A 24,781-nucleotide genomic window follows, 5' to 3' on the forward strand; every position below is an offset into this window, starting at 1 on the left:
GGACAAATGAGTGGTGGCGGTCACTCGGCCGCAGCCTTGGCCTTGCCGCCGCGCTCGGGCACGGTGCCTTCGAGGACGGCGATCAGCCTGTTTTTGATGGCGGCCATGCGGGTCGGGCTGTCGATCTTCTGGCCGGTGAGATCGGTGACATAGAAGGTGTCGATGACCTTTTCGCCGAAGGTGGTGATGTGTGCCGAGGCGATGTCGAGCGACAAGTCGGACAACGCCCCGGTGATCTCGGACAGCAGGCCCGGCCGATCCAGCCCTTCGACCTCGATCACCGAGAACCGGTTCGACAGCGTGTTGCGGATTTCGGCGCGCGGCTGGATGCGGAAGACCTTGGCGCCGCGCCGCGGCTTGGTGCGCTTCTCGATCATCTCCGGCAGCCAGCTCTTGCCCGACAGCACGTCCTCGATCAGCCGGCCGACGCGTTCGGCACGGCGGCGTTCGTCCTCGTCGCGGTCGAATTCCCTCGAGATCAGGATGGTGTCCAGCGCGCGGCCGTCGGAGGTGGTGAAGATCTGCGCATCGACGATGTTGCCGCCGGCCGCCACACAGGCGCCGGCAATGACCGACAGCAGGCGGGGATGGTCCTGCGCCAGCACGGTGATCTCGGTCACCGCCTCGAACTGGTGGGTCTTGATCATCGTGGCGAGCTTCTTGCCCGCCGCATCCGCCTCGCGGATGAATTCGGCGTGGCGAAGCTGGTCGGCGAGATCGACCGCCAGCAGATAATTCTCATAGTGCTTGGCGACATAGCGCTTGCGCGCCTTTTCCGGCCAATCGGCGAGCGCCTCGGCCAGCTTTTCGCGGGCGGCCGCGGTGCGCAACGCACGCGACACTTCCGAAAACCCGCCGGTCAACAGCAGTTCGGTTTCGTAGTAGAGCGTGCGCAGCAACTGACCCTTCCAGCCGTTCCAGACGCCAGGCCCGACGCCTCTGATATCGCAGACGGTCAGGACGAGCAGCAGCTTCAGCCGTTCAACCGACTGCACGATCGCGGAAAAGTCCTCGATCGTCTTGCGGTCGTTGAGGTCGCGGGTCTGCGCGGTCATCGACATGACGAGATGGTTCTCGACCAGCCAGGCGACCGTTTCGGTGTCGGCCGCCGACAGCCCCATATGCGGGCAGATCCGCCGCGCGATCCGGGCGCCAGCTTCGGAATGGTCCTCCGGCCGGCCCTTGGCGATATCGTGCAGCAGCACCGCGGCATAGAGCGCCTCGCGGCTTTTCTTCAGCCCCGGCATCAGCGAGTGGGCAAGCGGGTGGACCTTTTCACCGTCGCCGCGCTCGATCTCGGCCAGCACGCCGATGCAGCGGATCAGGTGCTCGTCCACCGTATAGTGGTGGTACAGCGAGAACTGCATCATGGCGACGATCTTGCCGAAATCCGGGATCAGCTTTGCCAGCAGTCCCGCCTCGTTCATGCGCCTGAGATTGAGTTCGGCGTTGCGGTCCGACGTCAATATGTCGAGGAACAGCCGGTTGGCTTCCTCGTCGCGCCTGAGCGCCTTGCCGACGAGGCCGAGCGAACGGGTCAGCAGCTTTAGCGCATCGGGGTGAAATTCCAGCCCGTGCTTGTCGGCGAACCAGAACAGCCTCAAGAGATTGACCGGATCGCGCTCGAACACCAGGTCGTCGGCGATGTTGATGCGATGGTTGTCGATAATGAAATCGGACGTGCCGGCAAGCTTGCGCTTGCGGCGCGAGAAGGTGAGGAAGATACGGTTGAAGCCCGGCACATGCTTGGCCTGCTCCTCCTCGAGCGCCGCGCAGAAGATGCGGGTCAGATCGCCGACGTCCTTGGCGACGAGGAAGTAATGCTTCATGAAGCGCTCGACCGCCGACAGGCCCGGATGTGTGGTGTAGCCCAGCCGCTCGGCGATCTCGCGCTGGATGTCGAAATGCAGCCGTTCCTCGGCCTTGCCGGTGAGGAAATGCATGTGGCAGCGCACCGCCCACAGGAAGTCCTCGGCCTTCTGGAATTCCCGGTATTCGGTGCCGGTGAAGACGCCCTTGTCGACCAGTTCCTCGCCGGTGCGGACCCGGTAGAAATACTTGCCGATCCAGAACAGCGTCTGCAGGTCGCGCAGGCCGCCCTTGCCGTCCTTGACGTTGGGTTCGACCAGATAGCGGCTTTCGCCGGCCTTGGCATGACGCTCGTCGCGTTCGGCAAGCTTGGCCTGCACATATTCGGGTCCGGTGGTGCGCACCACCTCGCGGTCGAAGCGCTGCAAGAGTTCGTCATAGAGTTTCTGCTCGCCCCACAGGAAACGCGCCTCCAGGATCGAGGTGCGGATGGTGATGTCGGTGCGCGACTGCCGCAGGCATTCGTCGATGTTGCGGGTGGCGTGGCCGACCTTCAGCCCCAGGTCCCACAGCACGTAGAGCATGTATTCGACGATCTGCTCGCCCCATGGCGTCTGCTTGTAGGGCAGCAGGAAGAGCAGATCGATATCGGATCCCGGCGCCAGCGTGCCGCGGCCATAGCCGCCGACCGCTACGACGGCCATGCGTTCGGCCGATGACGGGTTTTTGACGCGATAGACGTGGGTGGCGGCGAACTCGTAGAGCGCGCGGATGATTTCGTCCATGAGATGCGACAGCCGGGCGGCGCAGGCAGTGCCGCTGCCGTCGTCCATCAGCATGCGTTCGGCGATGCTGCGGCCGGCGGCCAGCCTGCCCTTGAGAAGCTGGAGAACACCGGCACGCGCAGCCTTGCCGGAGCCGTCGCCTGCCGTGGCCGCAGTCAGCGCGGTCATCTCGCGGCGCAGGGCTTCGCCGTCGATCAGTTCGTCGAGCTTTAGAGAGATTCTTGCCATAAGTGCCGTTCGGCCTCGCCGTTTTGGCGGCGTCTATAGCGCGTTTTCGCGGCGCTGGGTATGGGGCGGACGGATAGGCTCTCCACGGGAGTCGAAACCGGATGATCGCCTCCTGCCGCAGTTGATAGATGGTCTTGCTGGACGATGTTGCCAAGCCCGGAAGTGGCGGCGGCCATAAGCATGGAAGCGGTTTGGGTCAGGCAGTCCGGCGTGCACCACGGCACCAAAGGTCGAAATTGGCCCTTGACCTTCCAGTCACTGGAAGCACTACCTCTGTCGCAAGTTCGAGACAGAGAGGCCTTTTCGCATTGACGCATTCCGACCACGACCATCGCGCCCATAGCGGTTGCTGCTCGCCGAAAGCTGCCCCGTCCGTCGCCGACGCGGTCATTCGCGATCCGGTCTGCGGCATGACCGTCGATCCGGCCGCCGGCAAGCCGACCGCCGAGTATGGCGGCCACCTCTATCATTTCTGCAGCGAGCGCTGCCGTTCGCAGTTCACGGCTGAGCCGGAAAACTACGTTACCGCCACCGACCCGGTCTGCGGCATGCCTGTCGAGCGTGCCACCGCGAAGCACTTTTCCCGGCATGAAGGCCAGGGCTTCTATTTCTGCTCGGCCGGTTGCAAGGTGAAGTTCGAGGCGGAGCCGGCGTTGGCCAAGAAGATCGTGCTGCTGCTGATGGCGGCCGGAATGCTGCTTGCGGTTTTCCTTGAAAGCCTTCCGTCGCAAGCCCAGGAGACGAAACACGACATGGGGGCGCACGACATGGGAGCGATGGGCGCGCAGGGTGCCTCGACCGATAGCTACAAGGCGGCGATGGACAAGATGCACACCGCGATGATGGCGATCGAATATTCCGGCAATGCCGATGTCGATTTCGCCCGCGGCATGATCCCGCATCACCAGGCGGCTATCGACATGGCCAAGGTCGAGCTTGCCAATGGCAAGGATCCGGAAATGCGCAAGCTGGCCGAAGCGGTGATCGCGGCGCAGGAAGCCGAGATCAAGCAGATGCAGGATTGGCTGGCCGCCCATCCGGTGGAGTAGCATCAGAGCGGGAAGGACTTTGATCTGGATTTCTCCCCGGCTGCCATCGGGCCTCGACTGGAGCACGCCATGCCGTCAACGATAAGAACCACAACATTGCCCTCGGGCGAAGCCGTTCCCGTGCTGGGTCAAGGCACCTGGAAAATGGGCGAGGACGCCCGCCGCCATGCCGATGAAGTCAATGCCCTGAAGCTTGGGCTGGATCTCGGCATGACGCTGATCGACACCGCCGAAATGTATGCCAGCGGTGGCGCCGAGGACGTGGTGGCGGATGCTATTGCCGGGCGCCGCGACGAGGTGTTCCTGGTCTCCAAGGTGCTGCCGTCCAACGCCTCGCGCACCGGCGTGCCGGCTGCCTGCGAGGCAAGCCTCAGGCATCTGCGCACCGACCGCATCGATCTCTATCTGCTGCACTGGCCCGGCAGCGTGCCGCTGGCGGAAACGGTCGAGGCCTTCGAAGCGTTGAAAAAAGCCGGCAAGATCCGCCACTGGGGCGTCAGCAATTTTGACACTCATGAGATGGAGGAACTGGTCAGCCTGCCGGCCGGCGACGGCGTCCAGACCAACCAAATCCTCTACAATCTGTCCCAGCGCGGCCCCGAATTCGACCTTGCGCCCTGGAGCCGGCAGCGTGGCATTCCGCTGATGGCCTATTCGCCGGTCGACCAGGGCGTATTGGCGCGCAACGCCAGCCTCGAAGCCATCGCTGCCCGCCACGATGCGACGCCGGCTCAGCTGGCGCTGGCCTGGGTGATGGCACAGGACGGCGTCATCGCCATTCCAAAGGCCAGCAAGCAGGAGCATATCCGCCAGAATGTCGCGGCGCTCGACATCGAACTAACGCGTGAGGATCTCGCCGAAATCGACCGCGCCTTCCCGCCGCCGCGGCGCAAGCAGGGCCTGCAGATGATTTGAGGGATGGGAGCGGACGAGGCCCAGCTACTTCCCCGCCATCCCCTTCAGCCGGTAAAGCGCCTCCAGCGCCTCCCGCGGCGTCATCTCGTCGGGGTTGATCGCGCCGAGCGCGGCGCCCAGTGCATCGTCCTTCACCGGCTTCGGCGCTTCCCGTTTCACCGCCACCGAAAACAGCGGCAGATCGTCGACCAGCCGGTTGGCCTTGCCCGAAACCTCGCCAGCTTCCAGTTGGTGCAGCACTTCCCTGGCCCGCCCGACCATCGCCTCCGGCAAGCCGGCCAGACGCGCCACCTGCACGCCGTAGGAGCGGTCGGCGGCACCCTTGCCGACCTCGTGCAGGAAGACCACGTCGCCTTCCCATTCCTTGACCCGCATGGTGACATTGTGCAGTCGAGCGAGCTTGCTGGCCAGCGCAGTCATTTCGTGGAAATGGGTGGCGAAGATCGCCCGGCAGCGGTTTTTTTCGTGCAGATACTCGACCGCCGCCCAGGCGATCGACAGGCCGTCGAAGGTGGCGGTGCCGCGGCCGATCTCGTCGAGGATCACCAGCGCGCGCTCGCCGGCCTGGTTGAGGATCGCCGCCGTTTCGACCATCTCGACCATGAAGGTCGAGCGGCCGCGCGCCAGGTCGTCGGAGGCGCCGACACGTGAAAACAGCCGGTCGACGACGCCGATATGGGCTGATGCCGCCGGCACGAAGGAGCCGGTCTGGGCGAGGATGGCGATCAGCGCGTTCTGCCTGAGGAAAGTCGATTTGCCGCCCATATTCGGGCCGGTCAGCAGCCAGATCGCGCCGTTTTTGGCATTTCCTTCCGGCGACAGATCGCAATCATTGGCGACGAACGGTCCTTCGCCCGAACGCCGCAGCGACTGTTCCACCACCGGATGCCGCCCGCCCGAAATGGCGAAGGCGAGGCTCGCGTCCACGATGGGTCGGCACCATGCCTCGCTTTCGGAAAGCAGCGCCAGTGCCGCCGACACGTCGAGCACGGCGAGTGCTTCGGCGCCGGCGCGGATCTTGTCCGCCTCGCCGACGGCTTCCGCCGTCAGCCTGTCGAAGGCGGCAAGCTCGATCGCCAGCGCCCGGTCGGCGGCATTGGCGATCTTCGATTCCAAGTCCGCCAGTTCGGTCGTGGTGAAGCGCATGGCGTTGGCCATGGTCTGGCGATGGATGAAGCGCGCCTTCGCCCCGTCGCTGCTCGTCATGATGCCATGGTTGTTGGCGGTGACTTCGATGTAGTAGCCAAGCACATTGTTGTGCCGGATTTTCAGCGAGCGGATGCCGGTTTCGCCGATCAGCGAGCGCTCCAGCCCGGCGATCACCTTGCGCGATTCATCGCGCAGCGCTCGCATCTCGTCGAGCTCGGCGTTGTAGCTGGAACGGACGAAGCCGCCGTCGCGCTTGAGCAGCGGCAGCTCGTCGGCGAGCGCCCGCGTCAGATTCTCGGCCAGCGGGCGCGGCAGCGCTTCGATCGCCGCCAGCGCCGCCGCCAATTCTGGCGGCAGGGCGGTCGCCCCAAACAGTTCGGCAATAGCGCCGGCGGCCTCGAACCCGGCACGCAGCGCGCCGAGATCGCGCGGGCCGCCGCGGTTGAGCGCCAGCCGCGACAGCGCGCGTGGCATGTCGGCGACGCTCTTCAGGCTCGCCCGCACCGCCTGGCAGAGCCGTGTCTCGGACCGGAAGAACGACACCGAATCCAGCCTTGCGCCAATTGCCGCCGGATCGGTCAGCGGCGCCATCAGCCGGTCGGCGAGCAGCCGCGCGCCGCCGCCGGTCACCGTGCGGTCGATCGCCTTGAACAGCGAGCCCTCGCGGCTGCCGGACAGCGTGCGCAGCAGTTCCAGATTGGCGCGTGTCGCCGGATCGATGAACAGCGTCGAACCCTGCTCCTCGCGCTCGGGCCGCGACAGCGGCGGCCGCTCGGCCTTCTGCGTCTTCTCGACATAGGCGATGGCGCCCGAGATCGCCGACAGTTCGGCGCGGGAAAACGTGCCGAAACTGTCCGGCGTCGCCACCTCGAAGAAACGGGCGATGCGCCCGGCGGCCGACGCCGAGTCGAACAGGCTCGGCGGCTGCGGACTGGCGATGCGGCCGAGCACATCGAACACCGGTTTCAGCTCCGGATCGTAAAACACCGGTTCGGCGACGATCAGTTCGCGTGGGTCGACGCGAAAGACATCGGCGAGCAGCCGGTCGGCGCTGGTCTCGGCAACGCGGAAGGCGCCGGTCGAGATCTCGATCCAGGCTAGCGCAAAACTTCCTTGGTTCCCTGTCGCGCTGCCGCGATCCCCGCTTCTTTGTTCGGCTCCGCCCTTGACCCGGCCAAGTGCCATCAAGAAACTCGATTCCGACGGCGCCAGCAATTTGTCCTCGGTGATGGTGCCGGGCGTTACCAGCCGCACCACGTCGCGGCGCACCACCGATTTGCCACCGCGTTTCTTCGCCTCTGCCGGATCCTCGATCTGCTCGCAGACGGCGACGCGGAACCCTTGTCCAATCAGCTTCTGCAGATAATCGTCGGCGGCATGCACCGGCACGCCGCACATCGGGATGTCGAGGCCCTGGTGCTTGCCACGCTTGGTCAGAACGATGCCGAGCGCCCGGCTCGCCTTCTCGGCGTCGTCGAAGAACAGCTCGTAGAAATCGCCCATGCGGTAGAACAGCAGCGAATCCGGGTTCGCCGCCTTGATCTCGATATACTGCTCCATCATCGGCGTTGCCGGCGCAAAGGCCGGCGTAGCGCTGTCGCTGCGAATGGGCGTTTCGTCGTTCAAGAAGTTGCTTCCAAAATTTCCCGAGCCATCTGCTTGGCGGTTTACAGCGGCGAAGTGTAGCCTTAATCCCGAACGTTCCACAAAAGAAAGCATTGCACCCGTCTCAAGCGGTGCTGCACGGGTGAGGAAATCGAAAGCATCATGGCCAAGAAAACCGAAAGCAACGGCCCCTCCGTCAGTGCGCAGGAGGCGCTGGAATTCCACGCCATGGGCCGCCCGGGCAAGCTGGAGATCGTCGCCACCAAGCCGATGGCCACCCAGCGCGACCTCAGTCTCGCCTATTCGCCGGGCGTCGCGGTTCCGGTGCTTGCCATTGCCGAGGATCCCAGCCGCGCCTTCGACTACACGGCGCGCGGCAACATGGTCGCCGTCATCTCAAACGGCACCGCCATCCTCGGCCTCGGCAATCTCGGCGCGCTGGCCGCCAAGCCGGTGATGGAAGGCAAGGCGGTGCTGTTCAAGCGCTTCGCCGATGTCGATTCCATCGATCTCGAGGTCGATACCGAGAATGCCGAAGAGTTCATCAATTGCGTGCGTTTCCTTGGGCCGTCGTTCGGCGGTATCAATCTGGAAGACATCAAGGCGCCGGAATGCTTCATCATCGAGCAGCGGCTGCGCGAACTTATGGACATACCGGTCTTTCATGACGACCAGCACGGCACCGCCATCATTTCGGCGGCCGGCCTGATCAACGCGCTGGAAATCACCGGCCGCGACATGAAGACCACCAAAATGGTCTGCAACGGCGCCGGTGCCGCCGGCATCGCCTGCATCGAACTGATGAAGGCGATGGGCTTTGCGCCCGAAAACATCATCCTGTGCGACACCAAAGGCGTCGTCTTCCAGGGCCGCACCGAAGGCATGAACCAATGGAAGTCGGCGCATGCCGTCAAGACCGACGCGCGCTCGTTGGCCGAGGCGCTCGACGGTGCCGACGTGTTCCTCGGCCTCTCAGCCAAGGGCGCGCTGACCACCAAGATGGTGCAGTCTATGGCCGAGAAACCGATAATCTTCGCCATGGCCAACCCCGATCCCGAGATCACGCCGGAGGAAGTCGCCGAAATCCGCGCCGATGCCATCATGGCTACCGGGCGTTCGGACTATCCGAACCAGGTCAACAACGTGCTCGGCTTCCCTTACATCTTCCGCGGCGCACTGGACGTGCGGGCGACTACCATCAATGACGACATGAAGATCGCCGCGGCGCGTGCGCTCGCCGAACTGGCGCGCCAGGATGTGCCCGACGACGTCGCCGCTGCCTACCAGGGCATGCGGCCGAAATTCGGCCCCAACTACATCATCCCGGTGCCGTTCGACCCGCGCCTGATCTCGGCCATTCCGATCGCGGTTGCCAAGGCCGCGATGGAATCCGGCGTCGCGCGCAAGCCGATCCTCGACCTCGACCGCTACGCGCAGGAGCTTTCCGCCCGCCGCGATCCGATCGCCTCGACGCTGCAGCGCATCTACGACCGCGTGCGCCGCCAGCCCAAGCGCATCGTTTTCGCCGAGGGTGAGGAGGAGCAGGTGATGCGCGCCGCCGTCTCCTATGTGAACCAGCGGCTCGGCACCGCCATCCTGCTCGGCCGCGACGACATCATCAAGGAGAACGCCAGGAACGCCGGCATCGAACTGAACAAGCAAGGCATCGAGATCATCAATGCCAGGCTGTCGCGCCGCAACGGCGTCTACACCGACTGTCTGTACGAGCGCATGCAGCGCAAGGGTTTTCTGTTTCGCGACTGCCAGCGCCTGATCAACAATGACCGCAACCATTTCGCCGCCTGCATGGTGGCGCTGGGCGATGCCGATGGCATCGTCACCGGCGTCACCCGCAACTACTCGACGGCGCTCGACGACATCCGCCGCATCATCGACGCCAAGCCCGGCCACCGCGTCATCGGCGCCTCGATTGTGCTGGCGCGGGGCCGAACCGTGATTGTCGCCGACACCGCCGTGCACGATATGCCGAATGCCGAACAGATCGCCGACATCGCCGAGGAGGCCGCCGGCTTTGCCCGCCGCATGGGTTATGAGCCGCGGCTGGCCATGCTTGCCTATTCCACCTTCGGCCATCCGCAGGGCGAGCGCTCCGAACGCATCCAGGAAGCGGTGCGCATCCTCGACAAGCGGCGCGTCGATTTCGAATATGACGGCGAGATGGCAGCCGACGTGGCGCTCAGCGCACGCGCCATGGCGCAATACCCGTTCATCCGGCTGACCGGACCGGCCAATGTGCTGATCATGCCGGCATTCCACTCGGCCTCGATCTCGACCAAGATGCTGCAGGAGCTCGGCGGCTCGACCGTCATCGGCCCGCTGCTGGTCGGCCTGGACAAGCCGGTTCAGATCGTCTCGCTCAACGCCAAGGACAGCGACATCGTCAACATGGCGGCGATTGCCGCTTATACGGCGGGGGCCTGAGGAGCGAGCGCCTCTTCCTAAATCAGGCCTGCCTGCTCAGCCTCGTGACGTAAATTCTGCCGCGGCCTTGGCCCGATCTGCTGGATCACCAGCCCGGCCGCCAGCGAGCCGAGATCGCCGCAATGCTTCAGGCTGCGGCCTTGTGTGTAGCCGTAGAGGAAGCCGGCGGCATAGAGGTCGCCGGCGCCGGTGGTGTCGACCAGTTCGCGGATTTCCGTCGCATTGATGGTGACGGTCTCGTCGCCGCGCACGATGACCGAGCCCTTTTCGGAGCGGGTGACGGCGGCGATCTTGCAATCCTTGCGGATCTGGGCCAGCGCCTCGTCGAAGGAGGCGGTCTGGTACAGCGACTTGATCTCGTGCCTATTGGCAAAGACGATATCGACAGTACCCGAGCGCATCAGCTCCAGAAATTCCTCGCGGTAGCGGTCGACGCAGAACGAATCCGACAATGTCATCGACACTTCGCGCCCGGCTGCGTGGGCGAGCTTCGCCGTCTGCCGGAACGCTTCCTTGGCGCGCGGCGGGTCCCACAGATAGCCCTCGAAATAGGTGACGGCGGCGCCCGACGCCTTGTCCGCCTCGACATCCTCCGGACCGAGCTCGACGCAAGCGCCGAGATAGGTGTTCATCGAGCGCTCGCCGTCCGGCGTGACGAAGATCATCGAGCGCGCCGTCGGCGGTTCGCCATTGAGCGGCCTGGTGTCGAAGGCCACGCCCTGCGCGTGCATGTCATGGGCGTAGATTTCGCCGAGCGTGTCGTTCGAGACCTTGCCGAAGAAGGCGGCGCGACCGCCGAAGCTGGCGACGCCCGCCGCCGTGTTGCCGGCGCTGCCGCCGGAGGCTTCGATGGCCGGGCCCATGCGGCTGTAGAGCAGCTCGGCGCGCCTCGTATCGATCAAATTCATCGCGCCCTTGATGATGCCGTTGGTTTCCAGGAATGCCTCGTCGCACTGGGCGATGATGTCGACAATGGCATTACCGATACAAAGCACGTCATAGTTCGGCATCAATGATGTCTCCGCGAAAAACCACCGGCTTTCTGGCATGCCGGCCGCGGGCGGGTCTAGCGATTTGATGCGGCTTTGCCTAGGCCGTGATTTTTATTTGGCGTGACGCCGCACGTGGTTGCGCCCTTGGTTGCGCTTGTGACTTCTCGTGTCTCCGCTTATTTCGCAGATGTTCAACATGGAATTGGAAACGCCGTGATCTCCAGCGCCGCCCGCGCCGCCGCCAGCCAGCTGTTCTCGCCCGAATTCCGCTCGGTGTTCGTAAAAACGCTGGGCCTGACCTTGCTGGCGCTCGCCGCGCTTTGGTTCGCCATCGAGGGCCTGTTCGAATGGCTGGCCTGGCCATGGATCGACGCATGGCTGCCCGGCCTGCCGTCCTGGGCCGGATGGCTGGGCGTCATCGTCGCCGGGATCGGACTGGCGCTGGGTCTGGCGCTGCTGATCGCGCCGGTGACGGCGATCATCGCCGGCCTGTTCCTCGACGACGCCGCCGAACTGGTCGAGCGCACCGACTATCCCAATGACCCGCCCGGCCGCGCCATGCCGGCGCTGCGCTCGCTGGTGCTGGCGATAAGATTCTTCGGCGTCGTCATCCTCGGCAACATCGTGGCCTTGCTGCTTCTGCTGGTGCCGGGCATCAACATCGCTGCCTTCTTTATCGTCAACGGCTATCTGCTTGGACGCGAATTCTTCGAATTCGCCGCTATGCGCTTTCGCCCAGAGGCCGAAGCACGGGCGTTACGCAAAAAACATGCCGTCACGGTATTCCTCGCCGGGCTGGTTGTCGCTGCCTTCCTCGCCGTGCCGCTGCTCAACCTTTTGACGCCGCTGTTCGCCGCCGCCATGATGGTGCACCTGCACAAGGCTATCTCGGCGCGGGAAGCAGTGTAGGAGTGCTGATGCTCAGGTGATGCCGGCTTGCGAATGCCGATGTCCTGCGCTTCCGGGCGTACCCAACGGTACGCTCGGTTCGGTTTCTCGGGGCCGGCGCTAGTGTAAAAGAAAACCACGTCCCAACTCGTCCTCGGATTCGACGATGAATTCGGCCCGGCCGCTGTAGAAGGCGCGGCCGCCGACGCGGGCGATGATGGCATCATGCGGCCCGGCTTTCGCGGTCCTCGCCACGCTGCCGGAAAAGCGCGAGCCGGCGATACTCTCGAACAGCCGCGTCTGGCCGGCGATTTCGCCCCTGGCATGCATCGCCGCCAGCCGCGCGGTGACACCCGATCCGGTCGGCGAGCGGTCGACCTGGGCCTCGGCGAAGACGCATATGTTTTTGGTCGGGCTATCGGAATATGCGTCCTGTCCGTCGGTCAGGATGGTGCCGTAGAGAAAGGCAAGCTCGGCATGGTCGGGATGCGACAGCGGGACTCCCTTCTTCAGCTTCTCCGTCAGTGCCGTCGCCGCATCGACGAAATCGCGCACGCGGTTCTTGCCGAACTCCAGCCCGAACTGCCGGCAATCGGCGAGCGCATAGAAGGCGCCACCATAGGCGATGTCGAATCCGATCGCCCCGTAACCCGGCAATTCGATCTGCTGGTCTCGGGCGAACAGAAAGGCCGGCACGCTTTCGAATGACACAGCACCGGCCTTGCCGTCCTGCACCTCGACCGAGACGACGACCAGCCCGCACGGCGCCTCGATGTTGACTGTCGTCAGCGGCTCCTGCCGCGCCACCAGCCCCTCGTCGACGGCGTAGCGGCCGAGCGCGACGATGGCGTGGCCGCACATCGTCGAATAGCCCTCATTGTGCATGAACAGCACGGCGAGGTCGGCGCCGGGCAGGTCGGGTTCCACCAGCAGCGCGCCATACATGTCGTAATGGCCGCGCGGCTCGAACATCAGGATCTTCCTGAGATGATCTAGGTGATCGCGCAGATAGGCGCGTTTTTCCAGGATCGTGCCTGCAGGAATCCTGGGATAACCACCGGTGACGATCCGCAGCGGCTCGCCGCCGGTGTGCATGTCGACGACGCTGAGCTTCATGCGTTGGGTTCGGCAAACAACGCCTGCAGCTTGCCGAACGGCATGGCGGTGCGGGTGAAGCCGAAGGTGCCGTCCTGCTGGATCTCGCGCGCCGCCGTTTCCAGCATGCCGAAGGCGTAATTGGTCAGCCAGGGCCCGAGCGAAATGCGCTTGACCCCTGCCTGGGCAAGATCGGCGATGGTGAAGCCGGGCCTCACCATGACGTTGACCGGCTTGGTCAGCGCCGAGCAGACGGTTTGCACCGTCTCGACATCGCCGAGGCCTGGCGCGTAGAGCACGTCGGCGCCGGCCTTCTCGAAGGCCTGCAGCCGCTTGATCGTGTCGTCGATGTCTGGCCTGCCCCACAGAAAATTCTCGGCCCGCGCGGTGAAGACGAAGTCGTGCTTCAGCGCCCGTGCCGCCTCCGCTGCAGCGGCGACGCGCTCGACGGCATGCGAAAATTCATAAATCGGCTTGTCGGGCTCGCCGGTGTGGTCCTCGATCGAGCAGCCGGCGAGGCCTGCCGCTTCGGCTGCGAAGACAGTTTCCGCGGCACTTGTCGCGCTGTCGCCCTTGCCCTTCTCGAGGTCGGCCGAGACCGGCAGGCCGGTCGCCGCGGTAACGTCGCGGCAGTGGTGGATCATCGCCTCGAAGGTCACCGCGCCATCGGGCAGGCCGCGGGAAAAGGCAAAGCCGGCGCTGGTCGTCGCCAACGCCTTGAAACCGAAGGAGGCCAGCAGTTTCGTCGTGCCGACGTCCCAGGGGTTGGGCATGACGAAGATCGAACTGTGCAGGTCGCGAAAGATTTTGCCCTTGTCCATGGATGCTCCCCAGAGTGCGAAGCGCATTTTATCCCGCCACTGCCCGCCGGGCAAACGAATGCGATTGGGTCAGAAGCGATTGGCGTTCTCTCCTGCCAATTTGTCCAGTGCGTCGGACCCCTTGACGTACGCGGTCCCGTCCCAATGGTAGGTGACGGAGATGTCGCGCGAGGAAGCCTCGGGCGCCGCATCGTCGCAGCTTTCGCCATTCGGCATGGTGGCATCGGTCACCGTCGCCTTGATGGCCGCATAGGGCTGGCCTTCCGCAACGGTCTGAAACGCCAACTCCTGCGTGCGCCTGTAGGCGCACAGGGACTCGTCGAACGTAGAGATCATGTCGATCAGCTCGAACCTGTCGTCGCGGACCAGGATCAGCGGCGTGCTCACATAGCCCTGGCTCGAATTGAAATGCGTGCTCAGGGTGATGATGACGTCATCGCCTGGCCCGATCGGAAGCTTGCCCGGATCGCGGAAATAGGTGCTCCGGTCGACGGCGACATTGACAGCGTCGAGCAGTCTCGGCTTGCCGGCAAGATCGTAGAGCGCCAGCATCGCAAAGCCCTCTGCGCTGTCGGAGGAACTGCCGAGGTCGAACAGCATGGCCAGCCGTTCCTTGCCGCCGGCCCTGATCTGGAGCACGCCAGCATCGGAAAAGCCCGATGTTTCCTGCGGCGAGCCACCGCTATCTCCACCTTCGATATGGCGCATCTCGATCGGCATGGAACCACGGTAGAAGCCGTCCTTGTCCGCCGCCAGATCGGGAATGACCATCCTGGCGAGGTCGAGATAGGTCGTGTTCTCGTGGCCGGGGACGGTGCTGCGAAGGTCCGGGAAGCTGACGCCCTGCGCGCCGGCCGCGGCCCACAGACACGGCAGCAGCAAGCAGGCGAGGGTGAAGCGAAACAGGATCGAGTTCATAGGCTGGGCGCCTCCCACTGTCGAGCATTGGCAAGCTAGCATGGGCGCCTGGCGCGTCCAGCCGGATAAAAACCTGAAGACCAGATCAGGGGATCGGCACCAGCCCGGCCAGCTCGCGCATGTCGTCGAACAGGATGCCGCCGGCCTCGGTCAGGCCGTCGCGGTCGGAATGCGGGTCGCCGTAGTAGGAAAATACGCGCATGCCGGCGGCAATGCCGGCTAACGTCCCGGCGACGCTGTCCTCGATGACAATGCAGTCGGCGGGCGCGAAGCCCATCGTGCTTGCGGCATGCAGGAACAGGTCGGGAAACGGCTTGCCGCGCGAAACCATGGTCGAGCTGAACAGTGCATGCTCGAACAGCGGCAGCAGCCCGGTCTGGCCGAGCGTGATGTGCATTTTACTCACCCGCGCCGACGAAGCGACGCAAGTTGCGATGCCGGCAGCGTGCACGGCTTCGATGAACTGCCTGACATAGGGGACGGCTTCGACGCCATGCGCGAACAGGTCCGGCAGACCGGCGTTCCAACGGTCGACGAAATCGGCGCCGAGGCTGGCGCCGGTCGCCTCGACTTCCTTCTGCACCGAGACCATGGCGCGGCCGGAGAAGTTCTTGCGGCAATATTCGAAGCTTGCCGGGTAGCCGGCGGCGCTGAGCCATTCGGCGAGGCGTCGATTGGCCAGGTTCTCGGTGTCGACCAGAACCCCGTCGCAATCGAAGATGACCAGTTTGGGTAGGAACATCAGGCCGTGCCGGTCGATCCGAAACCGCCGGAGCCGCGCGTCGTTCCGCCGGCCAAGCTGCGCTCATCGACCGTCGCCTGCGTCACCGGGGCGAAGACGATCTGGGCGATCCGCATGCCGCGCGTCACCGCGAAATCCTCGTCGCCAAGATTGATCAGCAGCACCTTGACCTCGCCGCGATAGTCGCTGTCGATGGTACCCGGCGTGTTGAGGCAGGTGAGGCCATGCTTGAAGGCGAGGCCCGAGCGCGGCCGGACCTGGCCTTCCACGCCCTCCGGGATCTCCAGGATCAGCCCGGTCGGCACCAGCGCACGTTTTCCCGGCAGGATCAGCAGCGGCCGGTCGTCCGGCACCGCGGCGCGCAGATCCATGCCGGCGGCGCCCGCGCTTTCATAGGCGGGAAGCGGCAGGCCTTCACCATGCGGCAGCCTGACGAAGCCGACGGCCGGACCGATGACGGAGGAAGTGTAGAGTGCTGCGCGCATGAGGCTGATCCTATCGCTATCAACGCCGATTCAGTCAACTCGGCGGTGATACTATCAACGGCTTTCTTTCAGCGCAGTTCCGTTTCAGCGCAGTTCTACGGGAACGATCGTCGTCTCCTTGATCTCCTCCATGACGAAGGACGCCGAAACATCCGACAGCGCCACCTTGGCGATCAGCCGTTGATAGAGCCGGTCATACGCCTTCACGTCGGCGACGCGGGCGCGCAAGACATAGTCGAGGTCGCCGGACATGCGGTAGACGCCGGTGATCTCGGGAAAACCGCTCACTGCCGCCCGGAATTTTTGCAGCCAGTCCGGATTGTGGTTGGAGGTCCGGACCAGGATGAACACCGAAAGGCCAAGGCCAAGCTTGTCGGCATCGACCAGCGCCACCCGGCCGGTGATGACGCCGTCTTCTTCCAGCCGCTTGACCCGGCGCCAGCAGGCGTTGCGCGACAGCGACACCCTTTCCGACAATTGGTCGACCGACAATGTACCGTCGCGTTGCAGCTCGGCCAGCAATCTTCGGTCGATTTCATCGATTTCCAGAGACATGTGGGATATTTGTCCCAATACTTGGCCAAACACAAGGATGATTTGGGACCGATGAACCGAAAGCTCGTGCCAGAATATTCAGCATCGGGGCTTACCCAGCCAGGAGGGATCACCATGACGACACGGCTTGCAAGGCTCTTTACCTATCACCCGGCCAAGGTGGGCGAGACCTATTTCAGCCATATGGCCTTCGCGGCGTGGTTCTGCTCGCGTCTGTTCATGGCAGCGTTCGCCGCGCTCATTCACGCTTTCTTGCCGTTTCTGTTCGAGACTACGGCCAGCCGAATCGTTCGCGAGCTCTATGAGCGCACGCACAACAGAGGCACACACGCGATCAAGGAGCCTGCGGCTCTCATGGATCGCGCCTGAGGGGGACTAAGCGAATGTGCCGGTGGGCGGCCTACCTCGGCGAAGCGGTTTTCCTGGAAGACATCGTCACGGCGCCCTGCCATTCGCTGATCGCCCAGAGTCATTGCGCCCAGGAAGCCAAGTCGCCGACCAATGGCGATGGCTTTGGTCTCGCCTGGTACGGCGACCGGCCCGAGCCGGGTCTCTATCGCGACATCCTGCCGGCCTGGTCCGATCCCAATCTGAAGAGCCTGTGCCGGCAGATCAGGTCCAGCCTGTTCCTTGCCCATGTGCGCGCCTCGACCGGCGGCGCCACCAGCCGCATGAACTGTCATCCCTTCACTGCCGGCCGCTGGTCGTTCATGCACAACGGCCAGATCGGCGGCTTCGAAAGAATCCGCCGCGCGCTGGAAAACGCGCTCTCCGACGATGTCTTCGATCGGCGCGAGGGCACCACCGATTCCGAACTTTTCTTTCTCCTGATGATCGACGAGGGTCTGGCGGGCGATCCGCAAGGCGCGGTGTCGCGCGCTACGGCGCGGGTGATCGACGCCTCGCGCCGCGCCGGCTTCGAACCGGCGCTGAGACTTACCGCCGCCTTGTCGGACGGCGAATCGCTCCATGCGGTGCGCTATGCGACCGATGCCCACGCGCCGACGCTCTACACCTCCGTCTTCCGCAATGGCGGCGGGCGATGCCTTATGTCGGAGCCTTTCGACCGTGATGGCGGCGACTGGCAGCCGATCCCGCCCTCTAGCTTCGTCACCATTACCAGAGACGGCATGACCATTCGTCCATTTGCGCCGGAACCGGTAAGACTGGCCCTGGCCGTGTAGATCCCTCGCTATCGCGGCAACATCGCCGGACAGCGCCCCCTCAGCAGACCCTCGCAGCGCAATTCCGATCAAGCACCACCTGTCCTCGAATGCTGAACTCGGCTTGAAGACGCGCCGTAGCCCGCCATTTGGTGAGGCTGGCGCCGCTAGCAAGCCGGAGCATTGGTCATGGACCTCGTCTTTTCCTCGACTATCGAACTCGCCGCCGCGATTCGCGACCGCAAGATTTCCGCTGTGGAAGCGCTGGACGCGCATTTGGCTGAGATCGACAGGCACAATGAGGCGGTCAACGCGGTCGTCACGCTCGACAGGGAAGGGGCTCGCGCTCGCGCGAAGAAGGCCGACGAAGCGCAGGCGCGCGGCGACGCTCTCGGGCCGCTGCACGGCGTGCCGTTCACGCTGAAGGACACTCACGAAACACTGGGGATGAAGACGACGGTCGGCTTCCCGCCTTTTGCCGACAATGTGGCGAGAAAAGACAGCCCGGTCGTCCTCAGGTTGAAGGCGGCCGGCAGCGTGCTCGTCGGCAAGACAAATGTCGCAACGATGCTGGGCGACTGGCAGTCGAACAACCCGCTGTTCGGCCGCACCAGTAATCCGTGGGATCTATCGCGCACCGCCGGCGGTTCCAGCGGGGGAGCGGCGGCAGCACTTTGCGCGGGCATGACGCCATTCGAACTCGGCACCGACATGCAGGATTCGATCCGCCTGCCGGCAGCCTTCTGCGGCGTCTACGGCCTCAAGCCGACCGAGCATCGCGTCTCCCTGGCCGGCGCTTTTCCCGATCCCGGTGGCGTACCGCGCGGCGTACGGCTGATGTCCTGCATCGGTCCGCTGGCCCGCTACGTCGAAGATCTGGCGCTGATCCTGAGGCTCATTGCAGGACCGGATGGCAGCGACACCGACCTTGCCCCGGTGCTGGTCGAGGACATGCCTGAGGTCAATCTCAAGTCCCTGCGCATCGCTTTCGCGCCGGCCTTTCCGGGTTTTCCAGTGGCCGGCGAGATCAGGGCCGCGGTCGAAAGTCTGGCCGAGCAACTCAAGTCTGCGGGGGCAGCCGTCGAGGAAGCAAGACTGCCGACGCTCGACCTGCATGACGATCTGACGCAAGGCGGCGCGCTGATCGGCATGATGCTGGAGGCTGCGCAGCCGGAGCCGCCAGAAGAACCGACACCGGTCTCGCGCTGGTTCGAAGCGCTCGCCCGCCGCGACCAGTCAATCCTTGCCTGGGACCGGTTTTTCGAAGGTTGCGATGTCTTGCTTTGCCCCGTCGCCATGACCACGGCCTTTCCGCATTGCGAGCCGGGAACACCAATCAAGGTCGATGACAGGGAGCAGAGCTACTGGCTGCTGCCAGCCTATGGCGCGGTGTTCAACTACAGCGGCCACCCGGCACTGTCGATGCCCTGCGGGCAGGACCGCGACGGCCTGCCCATCGGCCTGCAGCTGGTCGGCCGTCGCTGGTCAGAATCGCGGCTGCTTGGCATCGCCAGGGCGATAGCGCCGCTGAGCGGCGGTTTTCGCCGTCCGCCCGGCTATTGAGCAAACCGAGTCAGCCTGTAGGGCTCAAGTAGCGGATCGCGCGCGTCGTCCAGTATTTCCCGGCCGGCGAACAGGCCGACGGCAGGCGCCAGCGTGATGCCGGAATGCATGACCGCGACATAGAGGCCGCTCACGTCTTGAGCCCGTCCGATGATCGGAAAGCCGTCGATCGGCGTCGGCCGATAGCCGACGGTGTGAAAATCCAGTTCCAGCCGGTCGGCGCCGCGCAGCATGGTTTTCATCGACGCATACAACTCTCGGGCTGTGGCTTCGGCTTCCATGCCCGGATCGGCGCCGCCGAAATCCGAGCCGGCGATGATGCGGCCCTCGGCAGTCTGGCGCATGTGCAGCCGGTCGCCGATCACCAGGCCGTTGAGCAGCTTTTCGTACGGGCGTGAATGGACGATCAGGCCGGGCGGCGTCTCGATCGGCAGTTTTAGCCCGGCCGTTGCCGCAATTGCCGCAGAGCCGGCGCCGGCCGCGATCACCACCTCGTCGGCGACAATCCGTCCGCCTGACGTATCGACGCCGCCAATCCTGCCATTGGTCTGTATCAGCGCGGTGACTGTCGTGCCGGTAATCACCCGCGCACCAAGCCGCTCGGCGTCGGCCAGCAGCGTCTGCGTGGCCGCGACCGGTTCGGCCACGCCCTCCTCAGCAACGTGAAGGGCGAAGTCGGGAAGCTCGGTCAAATTGGGCTCTATACGTGCGGCTCTCACGCGGTCGACGCGCTCGATCCCGTAGCCCCAGGCGGAATGCTCGGCGGCATAGGCCTCAAGTTCGGCCGGCGGCAGGTCCCAGCACAGGCCGCCGCACCAGGCGAGCGGAATGCCGGGCACGTCATGGGCAAGCCGCGTCCATTCGGCCATCGAACGGGTACGCAGCCGGAAATACGGCTCTGGATTGCCCCAACTGGCATTGATCCAGGCAAAGGAATTCGGCGTGGCGACACTGCCGGCGCCGCTGTCGGCAATGATCGTCACGTTCGCGCCAGCCTTCGCCAGATGCCAGCCGATGGACGCGCCGATGATGCCGGCTCCGACGACGATGACGTGCTTGGCTGCGCTCATGGATGGACCTTTATCGAACCGCCTCTGTTGATGCCATTGCGGCGGACCTATCTCAAGGCCGGGCAATCGCCCAAATTTGTTCGACAGGCTGCAAAAGCGCTGCTAGAAGCCCGCGCACCACATGGGATTCCATAAATTGGCTGAAGACATCACGAACGCGGTGGCGCGCCGCCGCACTTTCGCGATCATCGCGCATCCGGACGCCGGCAAGACGACGCTGACCGAAAAGCTGCTTTTGTTCGGCGGCGCCATCCAGCTTGCCGGCGAGGTCAAGGCCAAGAAGGATCGCATCCAGACCCGGTCGGACTGGATGAAGATCGAGCGCGAGCGCGGCATTTCGGTCGTCACCTCGGTGATGACCTTCGAGTATGAGGACAATGTCTTCAACCTGCTCGACACGCCCGGTCACGAGGATTTCGCCGACGATACCTATCGCACGCTGTCGGCAGTCGATGCGGCGGTCATGGTCATCGACGCCGCCAAGGGTATCGAGCCGCGCACGCTAAAACTGTTCGAGGTCTGCCGGCTGCGCGACATCCCGATCATCACCTTCGTCAACAAGATGGATCGCGAAAGCCGCGATCCGTTCGAGATTCTCGACGAGATCGAGCAGAAGCTGGCGCTGGACACCGCACCGATCACCTGGCCGATCGGCCGCGGCAAGACCTTTTCCGGCACCTATCATCTGGCGCTGAACGCCGTGCGCAAGGGCGACGCGGAGAAAGAACGCACGCCGGTCAATGGTCCCGACTCCAACCGCGTCGCCGGCCTGTTGCCGAAGAACGAGCGCGAGGCTTTCATCGAGGAACTGGAGCTGGCGCGCGAAGCCTGCCGTCCGCTCGACATCGGTGCGTTCCGCGAGGGCCATCTGACGCCGGTCTATTTCGGTTCGGCGCTGCGCAACTACGGCGTGCGCGACCTGATCGAGGCGCTTGGCGCCTACGGACCGCCGCCGCGCGCGCAAGAAGCCGACACCCGCAAAGTCGAGGCGACCGAGGATAGGATGACCTCCTTCGTCTTCAAGATCCAGGCCAACATGGATCCCAACCACCGCGACCGCATCGCCTTCGTCCGCGTCTGCTCGGGCAAGCTTGAGCGCGGCATGAAAGCCAAGCTGGTGCGCACGGGAAAACCGATGAGCCTGTCGGCGCCGCAATTTTTCTTCGCCCGCACCCGCGTCACCGCCGACGAGGCCTTTGCCGGCGACGTCGTCGGCATCCCCAACCACGGCACGCTGCGCATCGGCGACACGCTGACCGAGGGCGAGGAGATACTGTTCCGCGGCGTGCCGAATTTCGCGCCGGAAATCCTGCGCCGCGTCCGCCTCGGCGACGCGATGAAGGCCAAGAAGCTGAAGGAGGCGCTGCACCAGATGGCCGAGGAAGGCGTCGTGCAACTGTTCTCGCCAGAAGACGGCTCGCCGGCAATCGTCGGCGTCGTCGGTGCGCTGCAGCTCGACGTGCTGAAGGAGCGGCTGAATATCGAATACACGCTGCCGGTCGATTTCGAGATGTCGCGCTTTTCCGTCTGCCGCTGGATATCGGCCGACGACAAGGCCGAGGTGCATCGCTTCATCGAGGCGCATCGCGGCGACATCGCCCGCGACCTCGACAACGATCCGGTGTTCCTCGCCCAGCACGCCTTCTCGCTCAACTACGAGGCCGAGCGCTGGAAGGCGATCCGTTTTGCGGCGGTCAAGGATTACCAGGTCCGCGACAAGGCAGCCTGAGCACTCTTCACCTTCTCCCCTTGTGGGAGAAGGTGTCGCCGAAGGCGACGGATGAGGGGTGTTCCAGGGAACACCGACGTCTCATTCTGTCCAACACCCCTCAACCGTCTCGGCGCTGCGCGCCGATCCACCTTGTCCCACAAGGGGAGAAGGGAAGATCGGTCGTCTTCCGCTCACCCCCTGGCTGCCTCCTCGATCTTGGCGATGTCGATCTTGGACATCTGCATCATCGCCTGCATGACGCGGCCGGCCTTTTCCGTGTCGGGGTCCTGCAGCAGCCTAGGCAATTGCTCCGGCACGACCTGCCAGGAGACGCCGAATTTGTCCTTCAGCCAGCTGCACTGGCTGGGCTCGCCACCGCCCTCGATGAGCCTTTCCCAGAAATAGTCGACCTCCTCCTGCGTCTTGCAGTCGATGGACAGCGAGACTGCCTCGGTGAACTTGAATTGCGGCCCGCCGTTGAGCGCCTGGAACTGCACGCCGTCGAGCTCGAAATAGGTCACCAGCACCTTGCCCTCATTATCGCCGCTGCCCTTGGGCCAGCGCATCACGCTCAGCACCTTCGAGTTCTTGAAAATGGAGATGTAATGGTTCATGGCCTCCTCGGCCTGGTCGTCGAACCACAGGCAGGGGGTGATCTTTTGCATTTTCTTGCTCCTCGGGCTGTTTTGGCTTGTTTTCACGCGTCCAACGGCCGGCTGGCGATTGATGCGGTCGCCGCCGTCTGCCCAAGGACGCTCAAACAAAACACGATCCGACAGCACCTCTGTCTCTTTTTACTGCCTGGACCGGCTTGCCGTCTTTGGCTCAAGATCCCGGCGCATCGCAAAAACGTGGCCAGACCAGACGGTGGCGTATATAACGCCGCTCAATTCCGGTTTTCCGCCCCTGTTCGGACGCGACGAAAACAGCAAGGACAGTTTAATGCCCGCCTACCGTTCCCGCACCACCACCCATGGCCGTAACATGGCCGGCGCCCGCGGCCTGTGGCGCGCCACCGGCATGAAGGATTCCGATTTCGGCAAGCCGATCATCGCTGTCGTCAATTCCTTCACCCAGTTCGTTCCGGGCCACGTCCATCTCAAGGATCTCGGCCAACTGGTCGCCCGCGAGATCGAGAAGGCCGGCGGCGTCGCCAAGGAGTTCAACACCATCGCTGTCGACGACGGCATCGCCATGGGTCATGACGGCATGCTCTATTCGCTGCCTTCGCGCGAGCTGATCGCCGACTCGGTCGAATATATGGTCAACGCCCACTGCGCCGACGCCATGGTCTGCATCTCGAATTGCGACAAGATCACGCCGGGCATGCTGATGGCGTCGCTGCGTCTCAACATCCCGACCGTCTTCGTCTCCGGCGGCCCGATGGAGGCCGGCAAGGTGGTGCTTGCCGGCAAGACGCAGGCGCTCGATCTGGTCGACGCCATGGTCGCGGCTGCCGACGACAAGATCTCCGACGAGGACGTCAAGACCATCGAGCGCTCGGCCTGCCCGACCTGCGGCTCCTGCTCGGGCATGTTCACCGCCAATTCGATGAATTGCCTGACCGAGGCGCTCGGCCTTTCGCTGCCCGGCAACGGTTCCACGTTGGCGACGCACGTCGACCGCAGGCGGCTGTTCGTCGAGGCCGGCCACCTGATCGTCGATCTCGCGCAGCGCTACTACGAGCAGGACGACGACACCGCGCTGCCGCGCAGCATCGCCTCGAAGGGAGCCTTCGAGAACGCCATGACGCTCGACATCGCCATGGGCGGCTCGACCAACACCGTGCTGCACATCCTGGCTGCCGCGCATGAAGGCGAGATCGATTTCGGTCAGGACGACATTGACGCGCTGTCACGCAAGGTGCCGGTGCTATGCAAGGTTGCCCCCGCCAAGGCGGATGTGCACATGGAAGACGTCCACCGCGCCGGCGGCATCATGGCGATCCTTGGCCAGCTCGATAACGCCGGACTGATCAACCGCGACCTGCCGACCGTGCACACCGCAACTCTCGGCGAAGCGCTCGACCATTGGGATATCTCGCGCACGTCAAGCCAGAATGTCCGCGACTTCTTTCTGGCGGCCCCGGGCGGCGTGCCGACGCAGGTCGCCTTCAGCCAGGATTGCCGCTGGGACGAACTCGATCTCGACCGGGAGAAGGGTGTCATCCGCTCGGCCCAATATCCTTTTTCCAAGGACGGTGGCCTTGCCGTGCTGAAAGGCAACCTGGCGCTCGACGGCTGCATCGTGAAGACCGCGGGCGTCGATGAATCGATCCTGAAATTCACCGGCCCGGCCCGGGTGTTCGAAAGCCAGGATGCCAGCGTCAAGGCGATCCTGTCCAACGAGATCAAGGCCGGCGATGTCGTCGTCATCCGCTACGAAGGGCCGCGCGGCGGCCCCGGCATGCAGGAAATGCTCTACCCGACCAGCTATTTGAAGTCGAAGGGCCTCGGCAAGGCCTGCGCGCTGGTCACCGATGGCCGCTTCTCCGGCGGCACCTCCGGCCTGTCGATCGGCCATGCCTCTCCCGAGGCGGCGGAAGGCGGGCTGATCGGGCTGGTGCATGAGGGCGACACGATCGAGATCGATATCCCGAACCGCACCATCCGGCTTGCCGTCGACGATGCCGAACTGGCCGCCCGCCGCGCCGCGATGGAGGCCAAGGGAGACGCCGCCTGGAAGCCCGAGGAAAAGCGCAAGCGCAAGGTGACGATGGCCTTGCGCGCCTACGCCTCGCTGGCGACCAGTGCTGCAAAGGGTGCGGTAAGGCATGTGCCGGAATAGGTTCGCTTC

At 64.3% G+C, this 24,781-nt stretch carries 20 protein-coding genes and 1 pseudogene; 10 read left to right on the forward strand and 11 right to left on the reverse strand.

The features are described 5' to 3' along the window. Positions 1-20 precede the first annotated feature (20 nt). Positions 21-2,822: a [protein-PII] uridylyltransferase gene (locus M727_RS0104020; protein ID WP_027151588.1), complete on the reverse strand. Its 2,802-nt coding sequence runs from the start codon at positions 2,820-2,822 to the stop codon at positions 21-23. A gap of 308 nt (positions 2,823-3,130) precedes the next feature. Between M727_RS0104020 and M727_RS42265 the strand changes: the two are divergent. From M727_RS42265 to M727_RS0104030, 3 genes and pseudogenes are all read left to right on the forward strand, one after another. After that, positions 3,131-3,472, forward strand: a pseudogene (locus M727_RS42265) (YHS domain-containing protein); the annotation flags it as partial. 30 nt (positions 3,473-3,502) lie between these two features. Beyond that, complete coding sequence (locus tag M727_RS42270; protein ID WP_036261486.1) at positions 3,503-3,871, forward strand: DUF305 domain-containing protein; 369 nt, start codon at positions 3,503-3,505, stop codon at positions 3,869-3,871. A 69-nt stretch (positions 3,872-3,940) separates the two neighbouring features. Then, positions 3,941-4,786 (forward strand): aldo/keto reductase, encoded by an 846-nt coding sequence (locus tag M727_RS0104030; protein ID WP_027151590.1) that lies wholly within the window; start codon positions 3,941-3,943, stop codon positions 4,784-4,786. 24 nt (positions 4,787-4,810) lie between these two features. Here M727_RS0104030 and mutS read toward each other — a convergent pair whose 3' ends face one another. Next, positions 4,811-7,561 carry a DNA mismatch repair protein MutS gene (gene mutS, locus M727_RS0104035; protein WP_027151591.1) on the reverse strand — a complete coding sequence of 917 codons (2,751 nt, stop codon included), beginning with the start codon at positions 7,559-7,561 and terminating at the stop codon, positions 4,811-4,813. 141 nt (positions 7,562-7,702) lie between these two features. On the opposite strand from mutS, the gene M727_RS0104040 reads away from it, so the two are divergent. Further along, on the forward strand, positions 7,703-9,982 hold the full coding sequence (locus M727_RS0104040; RefSeq protein ID WP_027151592.1) for an NADP-dependent malic enzyme: 2,280 nt from the start codon (positions 7,703-7,705) through the stop codon (positions 9,980-9,982). A 17-nt stretch (positions 9,983-9,999) separates the two neighbouring features. On the opposite strand, the gene M727_RS0104045 is transcribed toward M727_RS0104040, so the two are convergent. After that, the gene (locus tag M727_RS0104045) at positions 10,000-10,992 is read right to left on the reverse strand and encodes an adenosine kinase (RefSeq protein WP_027151593.1); all 993 of its coding nucleotides are present in this window, start codon (positions 10,990-10,992) and stop codon (positions 10,000-10,002) included. Positions 10,993-11,187: 195 nt separating this feature from the next. On the opposite strand from M727_RS0104045, the gene M727_RS0104050 reads away from it, so the two are divergent. Beyond that, on the forward strand, positions 11,188-11,883 hold the full coding sequence (locus tag M727_RS0104050) for a sulfate transporter family protein (RefSeq protein ID WP_027151594.1): 696 nt from the start codon (positions 11,188-11,190) through the stop codon (positions 11,881-11,883). A gap of 99 nt (positions 11,884-11,982) precedes the next feature. On the opposite strand, the gene M727_RS0104055 is transcribed toward M727_RS0104050, so the two are convergent. The 6 genes from M727_RS0104055 to M727_RS0104080 all read right to left on the reverse strand — a co-directional run bounded on the left by M727_RS0104055 (position 11,983) and on the right by M727_RS0104080 (position 16,478). Beyond that, the gene (locus tag M727_RS0104055) at positions 11,983-12,978 is read right to left on the reverse strand and encodes a proline racemase family protein (RefSeq protein ID WP_027151595.1); all 996 of its coding nucleotides are present in this window, start codon (positions 12,976-12,978) and stop codon (positions 11,983-11,985) included. Next, positions 12,975-13,778, reverse strand: a complete 804-nt coding sequence (locus tag M727_RS0104060) for an oxaloacetate decarboxylase (RefSeq protein WP_027151596.1) — start codon at positions 13,776-13,778, stop codon at positions 12,975-12,977. Before M727_RS0104060 ends, M727_RS0104055 begins: the two co-directional genes overlap by 4 nt. Before the next feature lie 69 nt (positions 13,779-13,847). Then, positions 13,848-14,696 carry a hypothetical protein gene (locus M727_RS0104065; RefSeq protein WP_027151597.1) on the reverse strand — a complete coding sequence of 283 codons (849 nt, stop codon included), beginning with the start codon at positions 14,694-14,696 and terminating at the stop codon, positions 13,848-13,850. A gap of 85 nt (positions 14,697-14,781) precedes the next feature. After that, positions 14,782-15,438 (reverse strand): HAD family phosphatase, encoded by a 657-nt coding sequence (locus M727_RS0104070; RefSeq protein ID WP_027151598.1) that lies wholly within the window; start codon positions 15,436-15,438, stop codon positions 14,782-14,784. Continuing rightward, the gene (dut, locus tag M727_RS0104075; RefSeq protein WP_027151599.1) at positions 15,438-15,923 is read right to left on the reverse strand and encodes a dUTP diphosphatase; all 486 of its coding nucleotides are present in this window, start codon (positions 15,921-15,923) and stop codon (positions 15,438-15,440) included. The genes M727_RS0104070 and dut overlap by 1 nt, the downstream gene beginning before the upstream one ends. A gap of 84 nt (positions 15,924-16,007) precedes the next feature. Then, positions 16,008-16,478 carry an Lrp/AsnC family transcriptional regulator gene (locus tag M727_RS0104080; RefSeq protein WP_027151600.1) on the reverse strand — a complete coding sequence of 157 codons (471 nt, stop codon included), beginning with the start codon at positions 16,476-16,478 and terminating at the stop codon, positions 16,008-16,010. A 114-nt stretch (positions 16,479-16,592) separates the two neighbouring features. Between M727_RS0104080 and M727_RS0104085 the strand changes: the two genes are divergently transcribed. From M727_RS0104085 to M727_RS0104095, 3 genes are all read left to right on the forward strand, one after another. Continuing rightward, the gene (locus M727_RS0104085; RefSeq protein ID WP_027151601.1) at positions 16,593-16,847 is read left to right on the forward strand and encodes a DUF6356 family protein; all 255 of its coding nucleotides are present in this window, start codon (positions 16,593-16,595) and stop codon (positions 16,845-16,847) included. Positions 16,848-16,861: 14 nt separating this feature from the next. Next, positions 16,862-17,662 (forward strand): class II glutamine amidotransferase, encoded by an 801-nt coding sequence (locus M727_RS35795; RefSeq protein ID WP_036261407.1) that lies wholly within the window; start codon positions 16,862-16,864, stop codon positions 17,660-17,662. A 168-nt stretch (positions 17,663-17,830) separates the two neighbouring features. Further along, positions 17,831-19,204 (forward strand): amidase, encoded by a 1,374-nt coding sequence (locus M727_RS0104095; RefSeq protein WP_027151602.1) that lies wholly within the window; start codon positions 17,831-17,833, stop codon positions 19,202-19,204. Here M727_RS0104095 and M727_RS0104100 read toward each other — a convergent pair. Next, on the reverse strand, positions 19,198-20,274 hold the full coding sequence (locus M727_RS0104100) for an FAD-binding oxidoreductase (protein WP_027151603.1): 1,077 nt from the start codon (positions 20,272-20,274) through the stop codon (positions 19,198-19,200). The two genes, M727_RS0104095 and M727_RS0104100, sit on opposite strands and share 7 nt — an antisense overlap. Positions 20,275-20,410: 136 nt before the next feature. Here M727_RS0104100 and M727_RS0104105 point away from each other — a divergent pair, with 136 nt between their 5' ends. Continuing rightward, positions 20,411-22,003 (forward strand): peptide chain release factor 3, encoded by a 1,593-nt coding sequence (locus M727_RS0104105; RefSeq protein ID WP_027151604.1) that lies wholly within the window; start codon positions 20,411-20,413, stop codon positions 22,001-22,003. A gap of 173 nt (positions 22,004-22,176) precedes the next feature. On the opposite strand, the gene M727_RS0104110 is transcribed toward M727_RS0104105, so the two are convergent. Further along, positions 22,177-22,650, reverse strand: a complete 474-nt coding sequence (locus M727_RS0104110) for a VOC family protein (protein WP_027151605.1) — start codon at positions 22,648-22,650, stop codon at positions 22,177-22,179. Between the two features lie 277 nt (positions 22,651-22,927). On the opposite strand from M727_RS0104110, the gene ilvD reads away from it, so the two are divergent. Next, entirely contained in the window at positions 22,928-24,772 is a 1,845-nt protein-coding gene (gene ilvD, locus M727_RS0104115; protein WP_027151606.1) for a dihydroxy-acid dehydratase, read from the forward strand. Positions 24,773-24,781 lie beyond the last annotated feature (9 nt).

The organism is Mesorhizobium sp. WSM2561 (assembly GCF_000513915.1).
Classification (GTDB): Bacteria; Pseudomonadota; Alphaproteobacteria; order Rhizobiales; family Rhizobiaceae; genus Mesorhizobium; species Mesorhizobium muleiense.

Excerpts from the sequence above, each read along its gene's own strand:
- M727_RS0104020 (WP_027151588.1), bottom strand. The coding sequence starts at position 2,822 with ATGGCAAGAATCTCTCTAAAGCTCGACGAACTGATCGACGGCGAAGCC.
- M727_RS42270 (WP_036261486.1), top strand. The coding sequence starts at position 3,503 with ATGGCGGCCGGAATGCTGCTTGCGGTTTTCCTTGAAAGCCTTCCGTCG.
- M727_RS0104030 (WP_027151590.1), top strand. The coding sequence starts at position 3,941 with ATGCCGTCAACGATAAGAACCACAACATTGCCCTCGGGCGAAGCCGTT.
- M727_RS0104040 (WP_027151592.1), top strand. The coding sequence starts at position 7,703 with ATGGCCAAGAAAACCGAAAGCAACGGCCCCTCCGTCAGTGCGCAGGAG.
- M727_RS0104045 (WP_027151593.1), bottom strand. The coding sequence starts at position 10,992 with ATGCCGAACTATGACGTGCTTTGTATCGGTAATGCCATTGTCGACATC.
- M727_RS0104055 (WP_027151595.1), bottom strand. The coding sequence starts at position 12,978 with ATGAAGCTCAGCGTCGTCGACATGCACACCGGCGGCGAGCCGCTGCGG.
- M727_RS0104060 (WP_027151596.1), bottom strand. The coding sequence starts at position 13,778 with ATGGACAAGGGCAAAATCTTTCGCGACCTGCACAGTTCGATCTTCGTC.
- M727_RS0104065 (WP_027151597.1), bottom strand. The coding sequence starts at position 14,696 with ATGAACTCGATCCTGTTTCGCTTCACCCTCGCCTGCTTGCTGCTGCCG.
- M727_RS0104070 (WP_027151598.1), bottom strand. The coding sequence starts at position 15,438 with ATGTTCCTACCCAAACTGGTCATCTTCGATTGCGACGGGGTTCTGGTC.
- dut (WP_027151599.1), bottom strand. The coding sequence starts at position 15,923 with ATGCGCGCAGCACTCTACACTTCCTCCGTCATCGGTCCGGCCGTCGGC.
- M727_RS0104080 (WP_027151600.1), bottom strand. The coding sequence starts at position 16,478 with ATGTCTCTGGAAATCGATGAAATCGACCGAAGATTGCTGGCCGAGCTG.
- M727_RS0104085 (WP_027151601.1), top strand. The coding sequence starts at position 16,593 with ATGACGACACGGCTTGCAAGGCTCTTTACCTATCACCCGGCCAAGGTG.
- M727_RS35795 (WP_036261407.1), top strand. The coding sequence starts at position 16,862 with ATGTGCCGGTGGGCGGCCTACCTCGGCGAAGCGGTTTTCCTGGAAGAC.
- M727_RS0104095 (WP_027151602.1), top strand. The coding sequence starts at position 17,831 with ATGGACCTCGTCTTTTCCTCGACTATCGAACTCGCCGCCGCGATTCGC.
- M727_RS0104100 (WP_027151603.1), bottom strand. The coding sequence starts at position 20,274 with ATGAGCGCAGCCAAGCACGTCATCGTCGTCGGAGCCGGCATCATCGGC.
- M727_RS0104110 (WP_027151605.1), bottom strand. The coding sequence starts at position 22,650 with ATGCAAAAGATCACCCCCTGCCTGTGGTTCGACGACCAGGCCGAGGAG.
- ilvD (WP_027151606.1), top strand. The coding sequence starts at position 22,928 with ATGCCCGCCTACCGTTCCCGCACCACCACCCATGGCCGTAACATGGCC.